Consider the following 21,401-nt stretch of genomic DNA (forward strand, 5'->3'; position numbering starts at 1 on the left):
GGGAGTTGGCCGGTCGGGGGGCGATGGCCTCGGTCTCCTTGGATGTGGCGGAGGCGGAGGGGTTTTTGTCGTCGTCGGTGACGGTGGCGGCGGTGAACGCGCCGGGGCAGATCGTGGTGAGTGGTCCGCCGGAGGAGATCGCCGAGTTGTGCGTGCGCTTGGAGGGGCTGGGGGTGCGGGCGCGTCGGATCGAGGTGGATTACGCGTCGCATCATGCGCAGGTGGAGGCGGTCGAGGGGCGGTTGGGTGCTGAGTTGGGTGGGGTGGTTGATCTGGGGGGTTCGGGGCCGGAGTTCGTGTCGACGGTGACCGGTGGGCCGGTTCCCGTGGGGGAGTTGGACGCGGGGTATTGGTATCGGAATCTGCGGGAGCCGGTGCTGTTCGCGGATGTGGTGCGGCGGTTGGAGGGTGCCGGTTCGCAGGTGTTCGTGGAGATCGGTCCGCATCCGGTGCTGTCGTTGGCGATGGAGCAGACGGTCACCGATGGGAGGGTGCTGCACAGCCTGCGCCGGGATCAGCCCGAGGCCGCGCAGTTGTTGCGGAGTCTGGGTGCGGCCTGGGCCGCGGGTCTGCCGGTGGTGTGGCGGGAGTTGCTGCCCGCTGTGGAGCCGGTGGCGTTGCCCACGTACGCCTTCCAGCGGCAGCACTACTGGCTCACCCCTCCGGCGAGCACGCGGCAGACCGCCGTCGGACGGTACCGGATCGGCTGGAAGCTCCTGCCGGAACCGGAGCGTGCCGAGATGCCCCCCGACACCGAGTGGCTGCTGGTCCACGAGGAGGGCGGCCGCGCGGCCGAGGCCGCCGCGCTCGCCGAGGAGCTGACGGGCGAAGGAGGATCGGCACGTGTGGTCGCCACGCCCGGCGGAACGGTCGAACCAGAGGCGCTGACAAGGCTGTTGGGTGATGCCGACCGGTCTGAGGAGCGCCCGGTCGCCGTGGTCTCGTTGCTGGCCGGGGAGGCCGCGGTGGGCCTCCTGCGGGCCGTGGCGTCCGTGCCCTGGCGGACACGTCTGTGGCAGCTGACCTCGGGCGCGGTCGGCGTGGGCGGCGAAGACGCCGTCGCGGACTGCGCGCAGGCCGAACTGTGGGGATGGAGCCGCTGCTTCGCGCTTGAGCACCCGGACCGCTGGGGCGGCCTCGTCGACCTGCCCGCCGACGCCGACGACGACGTGCTGGCCCGGACAGCGGCCCGCCTCGCGCGTGACGGCGACGAGGACCAGATCGCCGTCCGCCCCGAGGGCGCCTACGGCCGCCGGCTACTGACGTTGACCGACGAGCCGGGCGACCCGCGAACGGCGTGGCCGTCGGCCGGAACGGTGGTGATCACCGGCGGCACCGAGGGGCCGGGCCGCCATGTGGCCCGCTGGGTGGCCTCCAGGGGCGCCGACCGCCTGGTACTCGTCGGTGCCGACGCGGCAGAGCTGTGCGCCGAGCTGACCGGGGCGGGTACACCGACCGTCACCGTGACGGGTGACATCACCGACCCCGAGGCCCTCCGTACCCTCCTCCAAGAGGCCCTGGGCGAGACGCCGTTGGCCGCCGTGGTGCACGCCGCGGGCGCCATCGAGCTGGCCCCGGTCCGGCAGAGCGACCCCGCACACGCCGCTCGCGTGACGGGGGAGCGCTGCGCGGGCGCCGAAGCACTGGCCGAGGTGCTGCGCACCGACCACTCGGACGCCCGACTGGTGCTGCTCTCCTCGGTCGCGGGCGTCTGGGGCGCAGGGGCACACGGTGCCTTCGCCGCCGCCGGCGCACACCTCGACGCCCTGGCCGAACGCGAACACGCCGCCGGCCGCCCGGTCACCTCCATCGCCGTCAGCCCCTGGGAGGCCGAGCCCGAACTGGCCGACCTGCTGCGCGCACAGGGCGTGCCCGCCGCCGACTCCGGCGCGACTCTGGCCGCGCTGCCCGGCCTGCTGAACCTGCCCGAACCGGCCGTCGTACTGGCCCACGTGCACTGGGAGCGTTTCGTACCCACGTTCACCGCCGCCGGGCCCCGGCCGCTCATCGGCGACCTCCCGGAGGCGCGTCGCGTGCTGGACGCGGAGGCCGAGGCCGACCGGAACCCGGACGCCGCGCACACCTCCAAGCTGGCGCGGGCCCTGGCCGTCTCCGCACCGGCCGAGCACGACCGGATCGTGCTGACGGAGGTCCGGGCCACCGCCGCCGCGGTGCTCGGCTACGCCGGACCGGACGCCATCGGCGAGGCCAAGGCCTTCCGCGAGCTCGGCATGGACTCCGTGACCGCCGTCGAGCTGCGCAACCGGCTGTCGGCGGCGACCGGCGTACGGCTCCCCGCCACGCTGATCTTCGACCACCCCAACCCGGCGGCGGTGGCCCGTCTGCTGCGCCAGGAGCTGTCGCCCGGCCCGGCGGGAGCCGACGACGCGACGTCCGACCTGCCCCCGCGCCCGGCGGCCGCCGACGAACCCATCGCCATCGTGGGGATGAGCTGCCGGTTCCCCGGCCGCGTCGCCTCCCCCGAGGACCTGTGGCAGGTGGTCGCCGGGGGCGTCGACGCCGTCGCACCGTTCCCGGACGACCGGGGCTGGGACATGTCCGCCCTCTACGACGAGGACCCGGACCGGGCCAGGACGGTCTACGCGCGAGGCGGCGGATTCCTGCACGACGTGGCCGCGTTCGACGCGGGATTCTTCGAGATCAGCCCCCGTGAGGCGACCGCCATGGACCCCCAGCAGCGGCTGCTCCTGGAGACCTCCTGGGAGGCGTTCGAACAGGCGGGCCTCCTCCCGGAGGACATGCGCGGCAGCGACACCGGCGTCTTCGTCGGCACCAACGGACAGGACTACGCGTCCCTGCTGATGTCCGGCGACGACGGCCTGGAGGGCTACCTCGGCACCGGCAACGCGGCGAGCGTGGCCTCCGGCCGGGTCGCCTACACCTTCGGTCTCGAAGGCCCGGCCGTCTCGGTCGACACCGCCTGCTCGTCCTCCCTGGTGGCGATGCACTGGGGCGCGCAGGCGCTGCGGCAGGGCGAGTGCTCGATGGCACTGACCGGCGGCGTCACGGTGATGACGACCCCCGGATCGCTGCTCACCTTCGCCCGGCAGCGCGGCCTCGCCGCCGACGGGCGCAGCAAGGCGTTCTCCGCCCACGCCGACGGCATGGGCATGGCCGAGGGCGTCGGCATGCTGCTCCTCGAAAGGCTCTCCGACGCCCGGCGCAACGGGCACCGGGTGCTCGCCGTGATCCGCGGCTCCGCGATCAATCAGGACGGCGCCAGCAACGGCCTCACCGCCCCGAACGGCCCCGCGCAGCAACGGGTCATACGACAGGCGCTGCGCAACGCCGGACTCGGTGCGGCGGACGTCGACGTCGTCGAGGCACACGGCACCGGCACCACGCTCGGCGACCCGATCGAGGCGCAGGCGCTCCAGGCCGCCTACGGCCAGGACCGTCCCGCCGGCCTCCCGCTGTGGCTCGGATCGCTGAAGTCCAACATCGGCCACACCCAGGCCGCCGCCGGAGTGGCGGGCGTGATCAAGATGGTGATGGCGCTGGACCGGGAGTCACTGCCCCGCACCCTGCACGCCGACGAACCGTCCCCGCACGTGGACTGGTCCGAGGGCACGCTGCGGCTGCTCACCGAACCGCTGCCCTGGAAGCGCTCCGAACGCCCCCGCCGCGCCGGCGTCTCGTCGTTCGGGATGAGCGGCACCAACGCCCACGTCATCCTGGAGGAGGCTCCCGCGGCCGGGACCCGGGACACCACCGAGCCGGTGGCCGGGACCCTGGACACCACCGAGCCGGCGGCCGACGACCACGAGGCGTCCGTCGTACCGCCGTGGCTGCTCTCCGCGAAGTCCGAGGCCGGGCTGCGCGACCAGGCCGACCGGCTGCGGCGCCGACTGCGCGCCGCACCCGGCCCCGACCCGGTGGACGTCGGCCACGCGCTGGCCGCCACGCGCTCGTCCTTCGCGCACCGCGCGGCCGTCCGCGGTGCCGGGCTCGACGAACTGCTCGCGGGGCTGGACGCGGTGGCCGCGGGGGAGCAGTCCCCGTACGTGCTCCGCAGCCGGGCCGACGCGGGGGAGCGCCCGGTGTTCGTCTTCCCGGGCCAGGGTTCGCAGTGGGACGGCATGGCCGTCCGCCTCCTCGACACCTCGCGGGTGTTCCGCGACAGCGTCGAGGCGTGCGCCGCGGCCCTGGCGCCGCACCTGGACTGGTCGCTGCCCGACGTGCTCCGGGGCAGTGCGGGTGCGCCGCCGCTGGACCGGGTGGACGTGGTGCAGCCCGCGCTCTTCGCGATGATGGTGTCCCTGGCCGGACTGTGGCAGGCGCACGGCGTCCGGCCGGCCGCCGTGGTCGGTCACAGCCAGGGCGAGATCGCCGCCGCGTACGTGGCGGGAGCACTGGACCTGGACGACGCCGCCCGCGTCGTCGCCGTGCGCAGCCGGATGCTGGCCGGCCTCCAGGACAGCGGCGGCATGACCTCGGTCGCCGCCGGCGTCTCCTGGGTGGCGGAGCGACTGGCCCGTTGGGGCGGTGAGGTGGAGATCGCCGCCGTCAACGGACCGCGCTCCGTCGTCGTGTCCGGGCCGCTCCGCGGGCTGGAGCTGATGGAGAAGGAGTGCGCCGCCGAGGACATACGCGTGCGACGCGTCCCGGTCCGGTACGCCTCGCACTCGCGGTACGTGGAGGAGTTGCGCACACCGCTGCTCGCGGCCCTCGACGGCCTGACGCCGCGAGCGGCCACCGTGCCGTTCCTCTCGACGGTGACCGGTGAGTCGGTCGACACCGCCACCCTGGGCGCCGACTACTGGTACCGGAACCTCCGCCAGACCGTCCGGCTCGACGAGGCCGTCGGCACCCTGCTCGGCCGGGGGCACCGCGCCTTCGCCGAGATGAGCCCTCACCCGGTCCTCACCGCCGGGCTCCTCGACACCGCCGAGCAGGCCGGCACGGACGCGTTCGCGGTGGGCACCCTCCGCCGCGACGAGGGCGGCCCCGACCGCTTTCTCACCTCCCTCGGCGAGGCACACGTCCGTGGCGTGCGGGTGGACTGGCGCCCCGCCTTCACCGGCCACCCACGCCCCGTGGAGCTGCCCACGTACGCCTTCCAGCGGGAGCGGTACTGGGTCCATGCCGCGCCCCCCGGGGTGGGGGACATCGCTGCGGCGGGGGTGGAACCGGCGGACCATCCGCTGCTCGGCGCGGAGATCGCGCTCGCCGACACCGATGAACTGGTGCTCACCGGCACGGTCCGCACCCCTGTCCTGCCCTGGCTGACGGACCACCAGGTCTCCGGCGTCACCCTGCTGCCCGGGACCGCCTTCGTGGACCTGGCGCTCCGAGCCGGTGAACGCTGCGGCCATCCGGTCGTGGAGGAGCTCACGCTCCAGGCCCCGCTGGTTCTCCCCGAGGGAGAGGAACCGCGCATCCAGGTCAGGGTCGGCCCGGCCGACGACACGGGACGCCGCGCGTTCCGCGTGCACTCCCGTACGGACGACGGCGCGGGGAGCGCGAGCGCCCTGGGCCACGGCACGGACGACTCCGGCTGGACCTGCCACGCGACCGGCAGCCTCCTCGTACCCGCCCCCACCACGCCCGCCGCTCCTCCGGTCACCGGAGCGGAGCCGGCCGCCTGGCCTCCGGCCGGCGCGACCGCCGTCGACATCACCGACGGCTATGACCGGCTGGCAGAGCTCGGCTACGGATACGGGCCCGCCTTCCGGGGCGTCCGCGCGGTCTGGCGCCTCGGCGACGAGATCTTCGCCGAGGTGCGGCTGCCGCACCAACTCACCGAGGAGGCGCGACGGTTCGGGCTGCACCCGGCCCTGCTCGACGCAGGTCTCCAGGCCGTCGGCCTGGCCGCGACCGGAGCCGGCGGAAAGGAGGCGGACCGAGGCGGCGACGCCGCCTCGGGCATCCGGCTGCCCTTCGCGTGGACGGGCCTGAACCTGCACCGCGTCGGCGTGAGCGCCCTGCGGGTGCGGCTGGCGCCGACCGCGAGCGGCGGTGTCTCCGTCACGGCCACGGACGAGACCGGCGCCCCCGTCCTGTCCGCCCGTTCCCTGGAGTTCCGGCCGGTCTCGACCCGAGGGATGCGGCTCTCCGGAGGCGGGCTGTTCCGCCTGGACTGGCGAGAGACGCCCGGCCCGCGGGCCCACACCTCGCCCGAGGCAGGTGGCTGGGCCGTCGTGGGCCCCGAGGCCGAGGAACTGCGTACCCTGCTGGCCGCCGGCGGAGCCGACACCACGGCCTACGCAGACCTGCCCGCCCTGTTGAGCGCCACCGTCTCCGGCGCTCCGGCGCCCGGCGTCGTCGTGCTGGCCCCGGAGCCGGCGCGGCCCGCCCACACGGATGTCGTGGACGACGTTCATACGCGAACTGGAAGGCAACTCGCTCTGTTGCAAGCCTGGTTGAGCGAGACACACTGGGCAGACACCCGTCTGGTGGTGACCACCCGGGGCGCGGAGGCCCTCGATCCGGTGGCCGCCGCGGCAGGGGGACTCGTCCGTTCGGCACAGGCAGAGCACCCCGGCCGCTTCACCCTGCTCGACCTGGACGGGGACGTACTGCCGCAGGCGGTCGTCGAGGCCGTCGCGAGCGGCGCGCCCCACCTCGTCGTACGGGCCGGAGCGGTGCTCGAACCCTCGCTCGTCCGCCTGCCCGCACCGGCCGGGGCACCCGCGCCGCTCACCGGAACCGTTCTCGTCACGGGCGGCACCGGAACCCTCGGCGCCCACGTGGCGCGGCACCTCGCCGCGGAACACGGAGTGCGGCACCTGCTGTTGATCAGCCGTAGCGGCGAGACGGCGGCTGGCGCCCCCGAACTGCGCGCCGAACTCGCCGCCCTGGGCTGCGAGGCCACCCTCGCGGCGTGCGACAGTGCCGACCGGGAGGCGCTGCGCACCGTACTGGACGGCATCCCGGCGGAGCGGCCGCTGAGCGCAGTGATCCACGCGGCCGGAGTGCTGGACGACGCCGTTCTCACGTCGATGACGCCGGGACAACTGGACCGCGTGCTGCGGTCGAAGGCCGACGGGGCGATCCATCTGCACGAACTGACCCGCGAGCGCCCGCCGGCGGCCTTCGTCCTGTTCTCCTCGGCGGCCGCCGTACTGGGCAGCCCCGGCCAGGGCAACTACGCCGCCGCGAACGCCCTGTTGGACGGCCTGGCCCGGCACCGCCGCGCCACCGGACTGCCCGCCCTCTCCATCGCGTGGGGCCTGTGGGCACAGCGCACGGGCATGACCGGCCATCTGTCCGAAGCGGACCTGCGCCGGATGACGCGCGCGGGCCTGGCCCCGCTGGACACCGAGGGCGGACTGGCGCTGCTCGACGCCGCGCTGGCGACGGGAGAGGCGACCGTACTCGGAGCGCGGGTGGACCTGGCGACCCTGCGCGCCCGGGATGCCGGAGCGGCGATCCCGCCGCTCCTCCGCAGCCTGGTGGGGGCGCACGCCCGGACGGCGCCGAACGGTCCGGCGCAGCGGGAGCCGGAGGCGACGGTACGGCGGGAACTCGCGGGCCGGACAACGCAGGAGCGCCGGGAGGTGCTGCTGCGCCTGGTCCGCTCCGCCGCGGCCGCCGTGCTCGGCCACACCGACGCCGACCACATCCCGTCCGAGGGAGCCTTCACCGAGCTCGGCTTCGACTCGCTCACCGCCGTCGAACTGCGCAACCGGGTGCAGTCCTCGACCGAGCTGCGGCTGCCCGCGACCCTGGTCTTCGACCACGCGACCCCGCTCGCGCTCGCCGCGTACCTGGACGGGGAACTGGCTGACGGACAGGGCCCCGCCCCGGAGACGGCCCAGCAGGAGCCTGTGGAGAGCGCCGCGCCCGACACCGTCGAGGCGCTGTACCGGGAGGCCTGTCGGCAGCGGAAGGCGCATGTGGCGATGGACCTGATCGCCGCGGCGTCCCGGCTCCGGGAGCAGTTCACCGACCCGGCGGCGCTGGCCGCCCCGCCCCGGCCGGTCCGCCTGGCCGCGGGTACCGACGAACCCGTGCTGATCTGCCTGTCCACGATCACCGCGCTGTCCAGCGTCTACCAGTACGCCCGCTTCGGCACGGCCCTCAAGGAGCGACGCGAGGCGTGGTTCCTGCCGGTGCCCGGGTTCGCGGCGGAGGAACCGGTGCCGGCCGATGTGGACGCCGTCGTCGATCTGCACGCCGACCTCGCGCTGCGGTGCGCCGAGGGCCGTACGTTCGCCCTCGTCGGTCACTCGGCCGGCGGCTGGCTCGCGCACGCGGTGACGAGCCGGCTGGAGGCCCGGGGCGTGCCGCCGGTGGGCACCGTACTGATCGACACCTACCTGCCGGGCAGTTCCGCCTTCACCCAGGTGCAGGACGCGCTGACCGACATGATGTTCGAGCACGAGTCCACGGTCGGGCGGCTCGACAGCGCCCGGCTCACCGCGATGGGCGCCTACCTGCGGCTGTTCGACGACTGGAGGCCCGAACCGGTGCACACACCGACCCTGTTCGTCCGCGCGGGCGAGCCCGTGACCGACACCGTGCGGGGCGACGGATGGCGCCTGAGCTGGCCGCTGCCGAACACCACGCGGGAGGTTCCGGGCGACCACTTCTCCCTGATGCAGTCCGGCGCCGCCACGACCGCCGAGACCGTGGACGCCTGGTTGCGGGACCTCCCGCGGCCGAAGGCCGGCTGAGCCACGGCGGGGCCGCCCCGGCCGGGGCGGCCCCGCCGTGGCAACGCCAGAGGGCCCCGGCACCCGCCGGGGCCCTCTGGTATCGGTTCGGTCAGCCGCTGTGCGCGGCCAGCGCGTCCGTCAGCTCCGTGTAGGACGGGCCGGGGGAGAGCACCGGAGGCTCCCAGCCGGTGGCCAGTACGGCGTCCAGCCGCTCACGTACCTCGGGGTCGTCCAGGCTGTCCGGGGACGCCATCAGATTGGCCCGCAGCTGTGCCCGTTCCCACAGATGGTGGTCCTGCTGACCGGCCAGGGCGGTGAGAACGGCGGGCGGAAGGCCGGCGGGCGGCTCCGGACGGCCGTCCACCGTCGCGCGCCAGCTCCGGGTGCGCTCCACGTCGTCGTGGACCCCGTCCTCGTACCAGGGGCGGATCGTGCGCGCGGCGTACGCCCGGAGTCCCGCGCTCACCGCGTCCAGATCCGCGCTGTGATGCTCCATCAGATCGCTGAGTTCGGCCGCACCGGCCAGGGCGAAGGAAGCACCACGGCCCAGGATGGGATCGGTCGTGCACAACACGTCCCCGATCGGCAGGTAACCGGACGGGGTGTCGGGCGTCAACTCGCGCCAGGAGTTGGTGAGTCCGGCCATCGGTACGACTTCGCCGATCGGTTCGGCGTTGCCCGGCCGGACCCACGGCTCGAACTGGGCCACCGCGTCGGCTGCGGCCTCGAACGCGCCGGTCTCGCGCAGCCGCCCGAGCGCCTCGTCCTCCGGCAGCCGGGCGAACACCACCGCGAACGTGCGGTTGTCGTGTGCGTAGAGTCCGCCGCCGAAGCCGGCCCCGCCCGCGAAGACGACGGGAACCAGGAACGTCGGCGGCTTCGGTACGCCGTCGAGGAGCCGGTAGAAACGGCTGTGGTAGACGTTGCCGCACGGGCTCTCCTCCACCTCCTTGGTGAAGGCGCCGACCAGCGGGGAGCGACGCCCCGTGGCGTCCACCACCGCGTCCGCGTCGATCACCGCGCCGTCCACCCGCACGCCCCGGACGCGCCCCCGGTCCACCACGACCTCGCGGACGGAGAGACCGTGGTGGACCCGGACGCCGGGCTGTTCCCGGAGGGCGCGGTGCAGTACCCACTCGACGGTCGCCCGGCGTGAGCCGAAGCTCGCCAGCTCGGTCGCGTCGGCCGGAGCCTCGACCCCGGGCGGCGCCGTCATGTCGACCTCGTCGACCCCGTGCGCGAGGAGATCCGCGTGCACGTCCGGCAACCGGGTGTGCAGCAGGTGCCGGAACAGGCCGAGGAACATGTGCGGGTGACGGACCTGAGGCGCCCCCGGCCGCCGCCACTCCTGAACGTCGCCGAGGTTCTCCGGCGGGGGACCATCCCGCTCCACCAGGTCCACCGCGTACCCCTGGCGGGCCAGCAGCAGCGCGGCGCCGAGCCCGGCTATGCCCCCGCCCGCCACCACGATTCGTGCAACCATGCATGCTCCCGGATGTTGTGCGGCCCCCACGAGTCACTGCGAAGCGGCGGCCACACCCCACGCCCCGTGCCCCGGTCGGGCACTGTGCCCGTGCCGTTGAGCCGACTGCGTCACGCCGCGATGCTAGGCGGCCGCGCACGGCCTTGTGGAGTACGAACGGCGAAGATAGGGGACCCCCTATCCCTCGGAAAGGACTCAGCCCTGGGCGTCCGCGTTCTCGCTCCCGGTCTTCTCGCCCTCGGTCTTCGGCTCCTCCTTCGACGCCTTCCTCGTCGCCATGAGGCTGGTGATCGTCGTGATGATCAGTACGCCGAAGATGACGCCCAGCGAGACCGGGAGCGAGACCTCCGGGACGTGCAGGCTCGTCGTCTCGTGGAGGCCGTGCAGGACCAGCTTCACCCCGATGAAGGCGAGGATGACCGACAGGCCGTACGACAGGTGGACCAGCTTCTTGAGCAGGCCGACGATGAGGAAGTACAGCTGGCGCAGGCCCATCAGCGCGAAGGCGTTGGCGGTGAAGACGATGTACGGGTCCTGGGTCAGGCCGAAGATCGCGGGGATCGAGTCCACCGCGAAGAGGACGTCCGTGATGCCGATCGCCAGCATGACGAGCAGCATCGGGGTGGCCAGCCGCTTGCCGTTCTCGCGGACGAACATCTTCGTGCCGTGCCACGTGTCGGTCGAGGGCAGACGCCGTTCGATGGCCTTCATCAGGCGGCCCTCTTCCCAGTCCTCGTCCTCCTCGCCGGCCCGCGCCTCCTGGATGAGCTTCCAGGCCGTCCAGATGAGGAAGGCGCCGAAGATGAAGAAGACCCAGGCGAACGAGTTGATCGCGGCCGCGCCCGCGGCGATGAACACGGCGCGCAGGACCAGCGCGATCAGCACACCGATCATCAGCACGCGCTGCTGGTAGATCGCTGGGACCGCGAACTTCGCCATGATCAACACGAAGACGAACAGATTGTCGACGCTGAGCGACTTCTCGGTGACGTAGCCCGCGAAGAACTCACCGGCGGCCTGTCCGTCGCCCCATATCAGTAGGCCCGCACCGAAGAGGACGGCGAGCACGATCCAGACGGTCGTCCAGATACCCGCCTCCTTGATCGAGACCTCGTGCGGCTTACGGCCGCCGATGAAGAAGTCGGCCGCGATGAGTACGCACAGCCCTGCAACTGTGAGCACCCACATGGTCGTTGAGACGTTCAACCTGGATCCCTTCCTCTGGCAAGAGCTGCCGAGGGTACACGGATGCCCAAGGAATGGTAAAGAAAGGGTATGGGAGGGGAGTTGGGGGCTGTTGTTCCGTGCCTGGTCGGAGCCTGTCGCGACGCCGCGCGCTGGGGTGGGAGCTCCGCCACGGTAGGGGGTTGATCAGGGGTGGGGCCGCTCTTGATCGCCGGTACGTTGAAGCTGGATGAAGGAGTTTTCATACAGGTCAACCGAACGAAGGAAAGAGCCTTGACTGAAACGATTTCCGGTCGGCACATCGAGATTTCCTGGTCCGACCTGGGCATCACGGTGACCGCGGAACTCGACGGCCGCAACGCCGAACTCGCCGATGCGCTCTGGGACGCATTGCCCTATCAGAGCCTGCAGGGACACGCGCTCGTTGCGGGTGAGCACCTGTATCACGCGGCCCCGATTCCGTCCCTGCTGCACCTGACCCCGGACACGCGGATAGCAGATCGACGCGAGGCCCCCAATGGGACCTTATTCTGCTCCGGTCTCCAGCATGTGGGTATCAAGTACGGAACGCTGACCGAACCGATGCCGGCAACCCCGGTGGGCCGGATCCGCCAAGAGGACATTCCGGCTCTCCTTGAGGCCGGCAAGGCGATCTGGGATTCCGTCTACGCGACGAAGAAGCCGATCCTGGTGGAGGTCCGCAGGGCCGGAACCGCGGGCGGCCACCGTATTCCGAAACTGGTCGCCACGAATTCCGACGCGAGCCGTCTCATCGACGATGTGTACGCCGCGACCGAGAAGGCCTGGCTCTCCGAACCGAAGGAGCTCGCCGACCTCCACGCGGGGGTGATCCCGTCCGGGGCGGGCAGCTTCGACACGGTGCTGCCCACGCTGCTGTTCGTCAACGGTGAGACCCGCCCGCTGGGGTACGCCACCTACGGCGGTCTGGTCCGGGGTGCGGTCCAGGGCATGCCGATGGACTCGCTGCGTCATATGACGCGCCTCCTGGTCGGTGTTCCGGCCGAGTTCCTCGGCTACTGCGGCCTGGAGCAGCTGTGGAGTTTCACCCAGCGCTTCCTGAACTGCCTCGACCAACTCGACCGCGAGGACTTCCTGAGCGTGGTGGGCCAGCTGGCCCTCTACATCAACTGCCTGGGTGGCTGGAACCTGCACCTGTATCCCTGGGAGGCCGGAGACCACCTGCGCCAGCTGCGCCCCGATGAACCGGTCCTCCAGTCGTGAGCCGCCTCCCCGAACGCGCGGACGTCGTCGTCATCGGCGGCGGTGTCATCGGCACCTCGATAGCCTGCCGGCTCGCCGAGTCGGGTGTCGGTACCGTCCTGCTGGAGCGCGGCGAGCTCGGATCGGGATCGTCGAGGAACACCGCCGGCGTGGTGCGTACCTACTTTCCCGGCAACGCGCTCATCAGCAGCCTCGCCGTCCGGAGCCTGGCGGACTACCAGGCCCTCACCGAACGGACCGGCACCGACCTCGGCCTGAAGAGCATCGGCTTCCTCGTGCTCCTCACCGACGAACAACAGGTGCGGGACTTCCGGCAGACCCTGGCCGCCCAGCACGCGGCCGGCGTGGATGTCGAACTGGTGAGCGCCGCCGAAGCGGCACGGCTCAACCCACTGGTCGACGAGCGAACCATCCTGGCGGCAGCCTGGTCGCCCGAGGCCTACGCCTGTGAGTCCGTCTCGATCGTGCGCGCCTACGCCACAGCGGCCCAGCAGGCCGGGGCCGTCCTGTACACGGACACGCCCGTCACCGCCATCGACCCGGACGGGCGGGTCCACACACCCGCGGGAAGTATCCGCGCCGACACCGTCGTCTGTGCGGCAGGCCCCTGGGCGGAGACGGTCGCCGCCATGGCCGACGTGACCGTTCCGGTGACCGCGTACCCCGTCGAACTGCTCCTGGCCGACAACCCCGGGGGTGCCCCGCGGAACGCGCTGCCGATGACCATGCACCCCTCCGGCCTGCGCATGCGCAGCTGGGAGGACCGCATTCTGGTCGGGATGGGCAGTCCCGCTCCGGACGAGACCCGACAGGACTGGCTGCAACGGGTCTCGCACCACCTGGGCACGGTCTTCCCGAGCCTCGCCGGCGTCTCCATCGAGAGCGGGTGGGGCGGGAACCTCGATGTCAGCCCGGACGGGATGGCCTTCATCGGCCGCGATCCTTCCCGCCCGTTCCTCTACGCGGCCGGCTTCTCCGGTCAGGGACTGTGCCAGGCACCCGCCGCCGGAGAGATCGTCCGAGACCTCGTGCTGGGCAAGGAATCCTGGATCGACACGACGGGTCTCTCCACCGCCCGCCACCTCGGCGGTTCGGCCGGAACCGGGTAGGAGTGCAGCCGCGGCACGCGCCCACCGTGCGGCCGCGGACAGACGCGGGACTGGTCGCGGCGCCGGGTGGGCCGGCGCCGCGACCGCCGTTCGGTTCGTTCACCTACCTCGAGAGGAAATCCATGGTCGAGCACACGGGCGGAGAGTTCGTCCGGGAGATGATGCGGTGGCACTTCAGCCCGGAGACGGGGTCACCGTTCTGGCTGAAACGAGTCGAGAGTCTCGACTTTGATCCACTGACCGACGTCCGGGACTTCGACGATCTCAGCCTGTTTCCCAACGTGGTGGACGAGCTGCGCGACATCGGCGTACGTGAGCTGATTCCCCGTGGCTACGGCGGGAAGCACGAGGCGGCCGTCTACGAGAGCGGCGGTACCACGGGACGGCCCAAAGCGGTTCCGTACAGCGCCGAGTGGCATCGCCGCAGCGTCGAGTGGTTCAGTGAGCGACTGGACGCCCACGGGGTGCCGCGCGACGTCGACTGGCTCAGCGCCGTCCCCACCGGGCCGCACAACGTCGGAGCGATGGCGATCGACACCGCGACGCTCCGCGGTGGGCTGAACTTCAGCATCGACCTGGATCCGCGCTGGGTGAAGAAGCTGATCGCGGAAGGCCGGTCGGATGTCGCCGACGCCTACACCGATCACCTCATCGAACAGGTCGGCCACATCCTGGTGGGCCAGGACGTGGGCGTCCTCTTCGCCACACCGCCGCTCCTGGAGCGCCTCGCGCAGCACGACGATCTGGTCGATCTGGTGAACCGCAAGGTGCGCGCGATCATCTGGGGCGGTACCCATCTGGACGCCGACACCCGGGACCTGCTGCGCGACGAGGTGTTCGGAGGCGTCAAGCTGGTCGGCGGGTACGGCGGCACGATGATGCTGGGCACCTCGGTGGAGCGACCCGGCCTCGGTGACGACGAGGTCTGTGTGTTCGACTCCTTCGCGCCCTACACCACATTCCGGGTGATCGACCCCGGCAGCGGCCAGGTCGTCCCGTACGGGGAGCGCGGGCAGATCGTCGTGCACCACATGAGCCGAAGTGCCCTTCTGGTCAACAACATCGAGCGGGACTACGCGACGCGGATCGCGCCGGTGGACGGCGGCTTCGGTGATGCTGTCGCCGACGTCACACCGGTGGCGTCCTTCGGTGACGCGGCCGTGGTCGAGGGCGTGTACTGATGTTGTCCCTGGACGTCCTCGGCCCCGGCGGCCCGTATCGGTCCCGGCGCCAGGAGACCATCGGAGACTTCTCCGGAAACCGGGTCGCGACCCTGAGTCTGGCACCCTCGCTCTACGTCACCCGCGCGATGAAGGCCCTGCGCCGCGCGCCGGCGCCATCCTTCGACGCGCGGATCGAGGCCTTCGCACGGGCGGGCCGGGCCTTCGCGACGCAGACGATCGCGGGACTCACACCGCGGGAGTACCAACACACCGTCAGCACGGTCACCGGGATACCGATCACGGTGGTACGCAAGGCCACCGACGAGATCGCCCAGGCCGCCGAGCGGATCCGCCACAGCGTGGACAACGCGCGGCCGGCCGGTGCGGTCGACTCGTGGCGCGATCCGCGTACCCAGGACGGCGCCGCGGTGTGGACCCGGCGCGGTGAGGTGTTCGCCGTCCATGCCGCGGGCAACCACCCCTCGGTGCACCAGGGTTGGTTCGACGCCCTCGCGCTCGGCTATCGCGTCGCCGTGCGGCCCTCCCGCCGTGAGCCCTTCACCCCGTACCGGCTGATCACCGCCCTGCGCGAGGCCGGCTTCGGCGACGAGGGCATCGTGCTGCTGCCCACCGACCACGACGTGGCCGACGACATCCTCCGCCACGCCGACCTGGGCATGGTGTACGGCGGCGCGGACGTCGTGGGCAAGTACGCGGGCGATCGCCGCGTACTGCCGCAGGGCCCCGGTCGCTCCAAGGTGCTCATCACCGCCGAGACCGACTGGGAACCGATCGTCGACACCATCGTGGAGTCGATCAGCAGTGGCGGGGGGGTCGGTTGCGTCAACGCCACCGGAGTCCTCGTCGAGGGCGACCCCTCTCCCGTGGCCGCGGCGATCGCCGAACGCCTCGCCGAACTGCCCAGCCTGCCCGCGACGGACGAACGAGCGGTCCTGCCCGTACAGCCCGTCGGCCTCGCCAGGCGGTGGGACGGGTATCTGCGGCAGCGGGCGGCGGGCAGCAAGGCGTGGCTCGGCGGTGACGGGATCGTCGACGACCTCGGCGACGGTTCGGCGGTGCTCCGGCCGGCGGTGCACCAGCTCGACAGCCCGTTCGCCGAACAGCTCGGGATGGAGCTCGGCTTCCCCTGCGCCTGGGTCGCACCGTGGGACCGCGAAGCGGGTATCCGGCCGCTCCGCGACACCCTCGTCCTCACTGCCGTCACCACCGACGGGAACCTGATCGACGCGTTGGTGGCCGAGCCGACCATCGGCAACGTCTACATCGGAGACCATCCGACACCGTGGATGGCGCACGGACTGCCGCACGACGGCTATCTCGCCGAATTCCTCATGCGCACCAAGACGGTTCGGCGCTGACGGCCGGTGGGGCGGTGCTCGGTACCGCCCCACCGGCCGTCGAGGTCACGGGTGGTCCGTCAGGTGCGACGTGTCGTTGAGCAGGCGCACCGTGGCGGCCCCGTCCCCGGAATAGGTCACGGCCGACAGCGAGGCGGCCGACAGCTCCATCCGGAACAGCGTCGCCGGTGGCGCGCCCAGCGCCAGCCGCAGCAGCGTCCGCAACACCCCGACATGGGAGACGACGAGCACCGTCCGACCCTCGTACCGCTCCAGGAGCCGGTCCCGTGCGAGCGTGGCCCGGCGCGCGACCGAGGCGAACGTCTCCCCGGTTCCGCCCGGCACCGCCTTCGGAGAAGCGAGCCACGCCGCCATCTCCTCCGGATGCCGCTCCCGCACCTCGGCGAAGGTGAGCCCCTCCCAGGCACCAAAATCCGCTTCGGTGAGCCCTTCGTCGACATGGACCTCCAGCCCCAGAGACCGAGCCGCTGCCCCGGCCGACTGCCGGGCCCTGCGCAGCGGGGATGACACCACCGCCTGCACCGGGCCGCGTGTGACGAGTACCCTCCCTGCGGCCTCGGCCTGCCGTAGCCCGTTCTCCGACAACGCCGGGTCCGAGCCGCCGCTGCCGGATATCCGCTTCTCCGGTGTCAACGCCGTCTCACCGTGGCGCAATAGCAACAGTGTTGTGGAGCTGCCCCGGGCAGCGAATGCGGGAGTCACGCCGACTGTCCCCTTTCGATCACAGCCCCCGTCGTCGGCGGCCATGCGGCGGAGTGCGCGGTTCAGCGGAGCGCGGCGATGACCGGCGCGAAATTCTCCATGTTGTATTCCATGACGGTGAAGTAGGTGAAGCCGTAGCGTTCACGGCGTTCCTTGATTTGCTGCGCCATGTCCGCGGGGCTTCCGACCAGGACGCTGGGCACTTCTTCGGGGCCGTCCTCGGCGCCGGGCGGCTGCGGGGCGAACCTGTCGGGCACCGAAGCGCCATCGGAGGGCGGAATTACCTGCTGCACCAGGAGATTGAGCTCCACGGAGTCGGCGCGATCACCGAGCAGGCCACGCACATAGGTGATGCGTTCTTCCATCTGCGCGGCTCCGGCCAGATGGAGCGCGTCACCGGTGGCGTCGGCCCAGCCGCCGGGGAAGGCGATGATGTCGGCGTGCGTGGCGGCCACGCGCAGCAGCCGGTCGCCCCAGCCCGCGATGAGCAGGGGCGGGCCGGACTGCTGGGCCGGACGCGGCTGGTATGCGGGGTCGTCGAAGAGGCGACGCAGTGTGGTGACCGTCCGCTCCAGCTGCTCGACCCGCCGGCCACCGCTGGGGAACGGAATTTCCGCGGTGTCGAACTCGGCCTTCACATAGCCGGCGCCGAGCCCGAGTTCCATCCGCCCGTCGGTGAACTGGTCGGTACTCGCCGCATCACGTGCGAGAAGAGCGGGGTTGTAGAACGGCGTGTTCAACACGAACGTGGTCAGCCGTATTCGCTCGGTCGCCTCGGCCGCGAGCACCAGGGCCGGGAACGGCGCGGGGAATCCGAGGTGGTCGGCCACTCCGACCACGTCGAATCCGAGTTCCTCGGCTCTGCGGCACTTCGCGCGCCACTCATGCATCGAACCGGGCACGAACATGTTGACGCCGAAGCGTAAGGGGAGTTGGGAAGGCATTATACCTGTGTATCACACGTTGATTCTTCCGTCATCCCTTCGAGCGAAACGGGATGATCTCAATCATTCGCCCATCGAGGCCTTTTCGGCCGGGTCGTGGATACGCCGCGTGAACGTGAGTCCAATAGCGCGGAAATGACGCTGTCTCACATTGGGGTGAGGGCTGCGGCAGGCGCGCGAGTCCGTGAAGATCATGGCCCGGCGGGGAGTCGTCCGCAAGGGCCTCCGGAGCCCGATGCTTCTTCAAGTGGGCTGTGCGGGTGTGGTGTTGGTTTGCCGTCGGCGGTGGAGGTTCACGGGTTGGCCGGTATGTGTCAGGGTGCCGGGGTTTCGCTTTAGACTTCGGTCAGTGTTTGGTAAAGCCAGGTACGACCCGCGGGGGAGCCCCGCACAAAATGATGGGGTAGCCAGTGATTTTGAAGACGTTCGGCTGGTCGTTCGCGGTGACCGCGCTCGGCCTCGTCGTGGCGGTGCTGTACGGGGGGTGGGCGGCGTTCGGGGTCGTGGCGATCCTCTCCATCCTCGAGATCTCGGTGTCCTTCGACAACGCTGTGGTCAACGCCGGGATCCTGAAGAAGATGAACGCCTTCTGGCAGAGGATCTTCCTCACCATCGGTGTGCTCATCGCCGTCTTCGGCATGAGGCTGGTCTTCCCCGTCGTGATCGTGGCGATCAGCGCCAAGGTCGGTCCCATCGAGGCCGTCGACCTCGCGATCAACGATGCCGATCGCTACGAGCAGCTCGTCACCGACGCCCACCCGTCGATCGCGGCCTTCGGCGGTATGTTCCTGCTTATGATCTTCCTCGAGTTCATCTTCGAGGACCGTGACATCAAGTGGCTCGGCTGGCTGGAGCGCCCGCTGGCCAAGTTCGGCAAGATCGACATGGTGTCGGTCTGTATCGCCCTGATCATCCTGGCGATCAGTGCCATGACGTTCGCGACCCAGGCCCACCAGCACGGCGGCCTGCATGTCGACAAGGCGGCGACAGTCCTCCTCTCGGGCGTCTTCGGCCTCATCACCTACCTCGTCGTCGGCGGTCTCTCCGGCTACTTCGAGAACAAGCTGGAGCAGGAGGAGGAGCGCGAGCACGAGGCCGAGGAAGAGGCCAGGAGGAGCGGCAAGAACGTCCCGGTGGTCCTGATGGCCGGCAAGGCCGCGTTCTTCATGTTCCTCTACCTGGAGGTCCTGGACGCGTCCTTCTCCTTCGACGGCGTCATCGCCGCCTTCGCGATCACCAACGACATCGTCCTGATGTCGCTCGGCCTCGGAATCGGCGCCATGTACGTCCGTTCGCTGACGGTCTATCTGGTCCGCCAGGGCACCCTCGACGACTACGTCTACCTGGAGCACGGCGCGCACTACGCGATCGGCGCGCTGGCCGTGATCCTCATGATCTCCATCCGCTACCAGATCCCCGAGGTGGTCACCGGTCTCATCGGTGTCCTGCTGATCGCCGGGTCCTTCTGGTCCTCCGTCCGCCGCAACCGCAGGCTGGCGGCGGACGGAGGAGAGCAGACGGGTCCCCCCGAGAAGGCCGAGGTCTCCTCCGGCGTCTGAGCCGGCGCGGACCGCGGTCCGGCCCTCAGCCGGCGGTGGTGAGGGTCTCGAACGCCTCGTCGTCGAGCCGCACCAGTGCGGCGTCGACGTTCTCCTCCAGGTGGGTGGTGCGGGACGTGCCCGGTATCGGGAGCATCACCGGGGAGCGGCGCAACAGCCAGGCCAGAGCGAGCTGCGCAGGGCTCGCGCCGTGCACCCGGGACGCGGCGTCCAGTGGGCCGCCGGGGCGCGCGAGTTCGCCGGTGGCGATCGGGAACCAGGGAATGAAGGCGATGTTCTCGGACTCGGCGTAGTCGAGCACGTCCTCGGCCGACCGGTTCGCGAGGTTGAAGAGGTTCTGCACGGAGACGATGTCCACGTGCGTGCGGGCCTCCTTGAGCTGCTCGACCGTCACCTCGGACAGTCCGAGGTGACGGATCTTGCCCTCCTGCTGCAACTGGGCCAACGCGCCGAACTGCTCGGCCGTCGGGACCGCGGGGTCGATGCGGTGCAGTTGGTACAGGTCGATGCGTTCGAGTCCGAGGTGCCGCAGGCTCAGCTCCAGCCGCTCGCGCAGAAACTCGGGCCGGCCGTTGGACCGCCAGTCGTCCGGACCCGGACGTGCGGCCCCGCCCTTGGTGGCGATGACGAGGTCGTCGGCGTAGGGGTGCAGGGCCTTGCGTATCAGCTGCTCGTTGACGCACGGGCCGTAGGCGTCTGCCGTGTCGATGAAGGTGACGCCCAGCTCGACCGCCCGGCGTAAGACACGGACGGCCTCGTCCGGATCGCGGGGTTCGCCCCAGACGCCCGGGCCGGTCAGTTGCATGGCCCCGTAACCGAGACGGTTCACGGGAAGGTCGCCGCCCAGGGCGAAGACGCCGGAGGCGTCGGCCGGGCGGGTGGTGGACTGCGTGCTCACGATGATCCTCGAAGTCGCATACCGAAAGGGACACTGGTCGCAGGGGCCCACGGGTGTGCGGGTTCCCCAGCAACCTCACCGAGCATGCCCCATCACCCAGGCATCGGGTAGAGGGGCGCTTCGGGGCCCCGGGCCTCTCGTGCCGGAAGCCGGAGAGTCCGTCGGGACCCCGGCTCGGCGGCTCGGCCGCTGGCTCCCCCCGGGCGATCACCCGCGGTTACTGTGCTCACTTCGGGCCGGAAGCCGGAAGCCGGAAGCCGGAAGCCGGAGGCCGTCCGTGGATTGCAGGGCTGAGGAGATAGGTGGCCTGGGACGCTGAACGACCGCCTGCGAGGGCAGGCAGAAGTCTGGCGTTCGTTGATTCCGAGTCGTCCGGGGCCGAAGATTCCGCCGTTGTCACTGACCGGTGCTCAACGGGCAGCGCTGGAGGGCTGGGTGCGTCGGCGGACGACCGCGCAGGCGCCGGCTCAGGGCTCACGGATCGTGCTGGAGTGCGCGGACGGCCCTCGATCATGGAGGTGTCCCGTCGGCTGCGGGTTGCGCCGGCGGCCGGCCGTAGTCGTCGCCATCGACTGACCCGCAAACGCCGCTGGGGTTCCCGGGGCGGGCCGGTCACGCTTCGCCCCGGGCCGCCGTCACGCTGAGTAATGCGCAGTGGTTCGCGCTGAGCGGCAGGCACGGGAGTGCCGCCGCGGTCGGTCCGGCAAAGGCCCTCGTGTTCGCACGCCATGACGCAAGAAGCGACACGCAATCGAAAGTGTGAACCGGCGTCAATGGGTCACCCGAAAGATCCAATGAGCCATCAACTTCCTTGCGGATGAACACCTTTCAGTCCGAACAATCACCGATGGGGCGTCTCTCCCCTTCGCGAGAATGCGACCGAACGGCCCATTCTTCACACTTTCCCCTGGTCCCATGCATCACTTAAGTCGCTTTTAGGTATGTTCGTTCTCGGCGCGGCCACCCGGTCGCCCAGACCTCGAATCAGGAAGATGTGAGATGAAGAATCGCTCACTCGCAGTGACTGCCGCCATCGTCGGCGCGGCGGCCCTCACCGCCACCGGCATCAACTACGCGGTCGCTTCCGACCAGGCGCCCCAGGCCCCCAAGCGACCC

The 21,401-nt window shown here is 71.0% G+C and carries 10 protein-coding genes and 1 pseudogene; 6 read left to right on the plus strand and 5 right to left on the minus strand.

Annotation, left to right across the window (positions count from 1 at the left end):
* Positions 1-8,639, plus strand: an 8,639-nt coding sequence (locus HET64_RS21065; RefSeq protein WP_215107856.1) for a type I polyketide synthase, incomplete at its 5' end; no start/stop codon positions are given.
* Between the two features lie 91 nt (positions 8,640-8,730).
* On the opposite strand, the gene HET64_RS21070 is transcribed toward HET64_RS21065, so the two are convergent.
* On the minus strand, positions 8,731-10,104 hold the full coding sequence (locus tag HET64_RS21070; RefSeq protein ID WP_215107858.1) for an NAD(P)/FAD-dependent oxidoreductase: 1,374 nt from the start codon (positions 10,102-10,104) through the stop codon (positions 8,731-8,733).
* Between the two features lie 195 nt (positions 10,105-10,299).
* Complete coding sequence (locus HET64_RS21075) at positions 10,300-11,292, minus strand: TerC family protein (RefSeq protein ID WP_251145636.1); 993 nt, start codon at positions 11,290-11,292, stop codon at positions 10,300-10,302.
* A 201-nt stretch (positions 11,293-11,493) separates the two neighbouring features.
* On the opposite strand from HET64_RS21075, the gene HET64_RS21080 reads away from it, so the two are divergent.
* The 4 genes from HET64_RS21080 (at position 11,494) to HET64_RS21095 (ending at position 16,182) form a co-directional block, all read left to right on the plus strand.
* A complete protein-coding gene (locus HET64_RS21080; RefSeq protein ID WP_251145635.1) occupies positions 11,494-12,531 on the plus strand; it encodes a hypothetical protein in 1,038 nt (345 codons plus the stop codon).
* Positions 12,528-13,640, plus strand: a complete 1,113-nt coding sequence (locus tag HET64_RS21085) for an FAD-binding oxidoreductase (RefSeq protein WP_215107863.1) — start codon at positions 12,528-12,530, stop codon at positions 13,638-13,640. Before HET64_RS21080 ends, HET64_RS21085 begins: the two co-directional genes overlap by 4 nt.
* 122 nt (positions 13,641-13,762) lie before the next feature.
* On the plus strand, positions 13,763-14,821 hold the full coding sequence (locus HET64_RS21090) for an AMP-binding protein (RefSeq protein WP_215107865.1): 1,059 nt from the start codon (positions 13,763-13,765) through the stop codon (positions 14,819-14,821).
* A complete protein-coding gene (locus HET64_RS21095; protein WP_215107867.1) occupies positions 14,821-16,182 on the plus strand; it encodes an aldehyde dehydrogenase family protein in 1,362 nt (453 codons plus the stop codon). The genes HET64_RS21090 and HET64_RS21095 overlap by 1 nt, the downstream gene beginning before the upstream one ends.
* A 45-nt stretch (positions 16,183-16,227) precedes the next feature.
* Here HET64_RS21095 and HET64_RS21100 read toward each other — a convergent pair.
* Together HET64_RS21100 and HET64_RS21105 are read right to left on the minus strand one after the other, a co-directional pair.
* Positions 16,228-16,860: pseudogene (locus HET64_RS21100) on the minus strand (histidine phosphatase family protein); the annotation flags it as partial.
* An 86-nt stretch (positions 16,861-16,946) separates the two neighbouring features.
* The gene (locus tag HET64_RS21105) at positions 16,947-17,828 is read right to left on the minus strand and encodes an LLM class F420-dependent oxidoreductase (protein WP_215107868.1); all 882 of its coding nucleotides are present in this window, start codon (positions 17,826-17,828) and stop codon (positions 16,947-16,949) included.
* Between the two features lie 410 nt (positions 17,829-18,238).
* Here HET64_RS21105 and HET64_RS21110 point away from each other — a divergent pair, with 410 nt between their 5' ends.
* Positions 18,239-19,387 carry a DUF475 domain-containing protein gene (locus HET64_RS21110; RefSeq protein ID WP_215107870.1) on the plus strand — a complete coding sequence of 383 codons (1,149 nt, stop codon included), beginning with the start codon at positions 18,239-18,241 and terminating at the stop codon, positions 19,385-19,387.
* 25 nt (positions 19,388-19,412) lie between these two features.
* On the opposite strand, the gene HET64_RS21115 is transcribed toward HET64_RS21110, so the two are convergent.
* Positions 19,413-20,285: an aldo/keto reductase gene (locus tag HET64_RS21115; protein WP_215107872.1), complete on the minus strand. Its 873-nt coding sequence runs from the start codon at positions 20,283-20,285 to the stop codon at positions 19,413-19,415.
* Between the last annotated feature and the right edge of the window lie 1,116 nt (positions 20,286-21,401).

Source organism: Streptomyces sp. McG3, from assembly GCF_018619185.1.
In the GTDB taxonomy this organism is placed as follows: domain Bacteria; phylum Actinomycetota; class Actinomycetes; order Streptomycetales; family Streptomycetaceae; genus Streptomyces.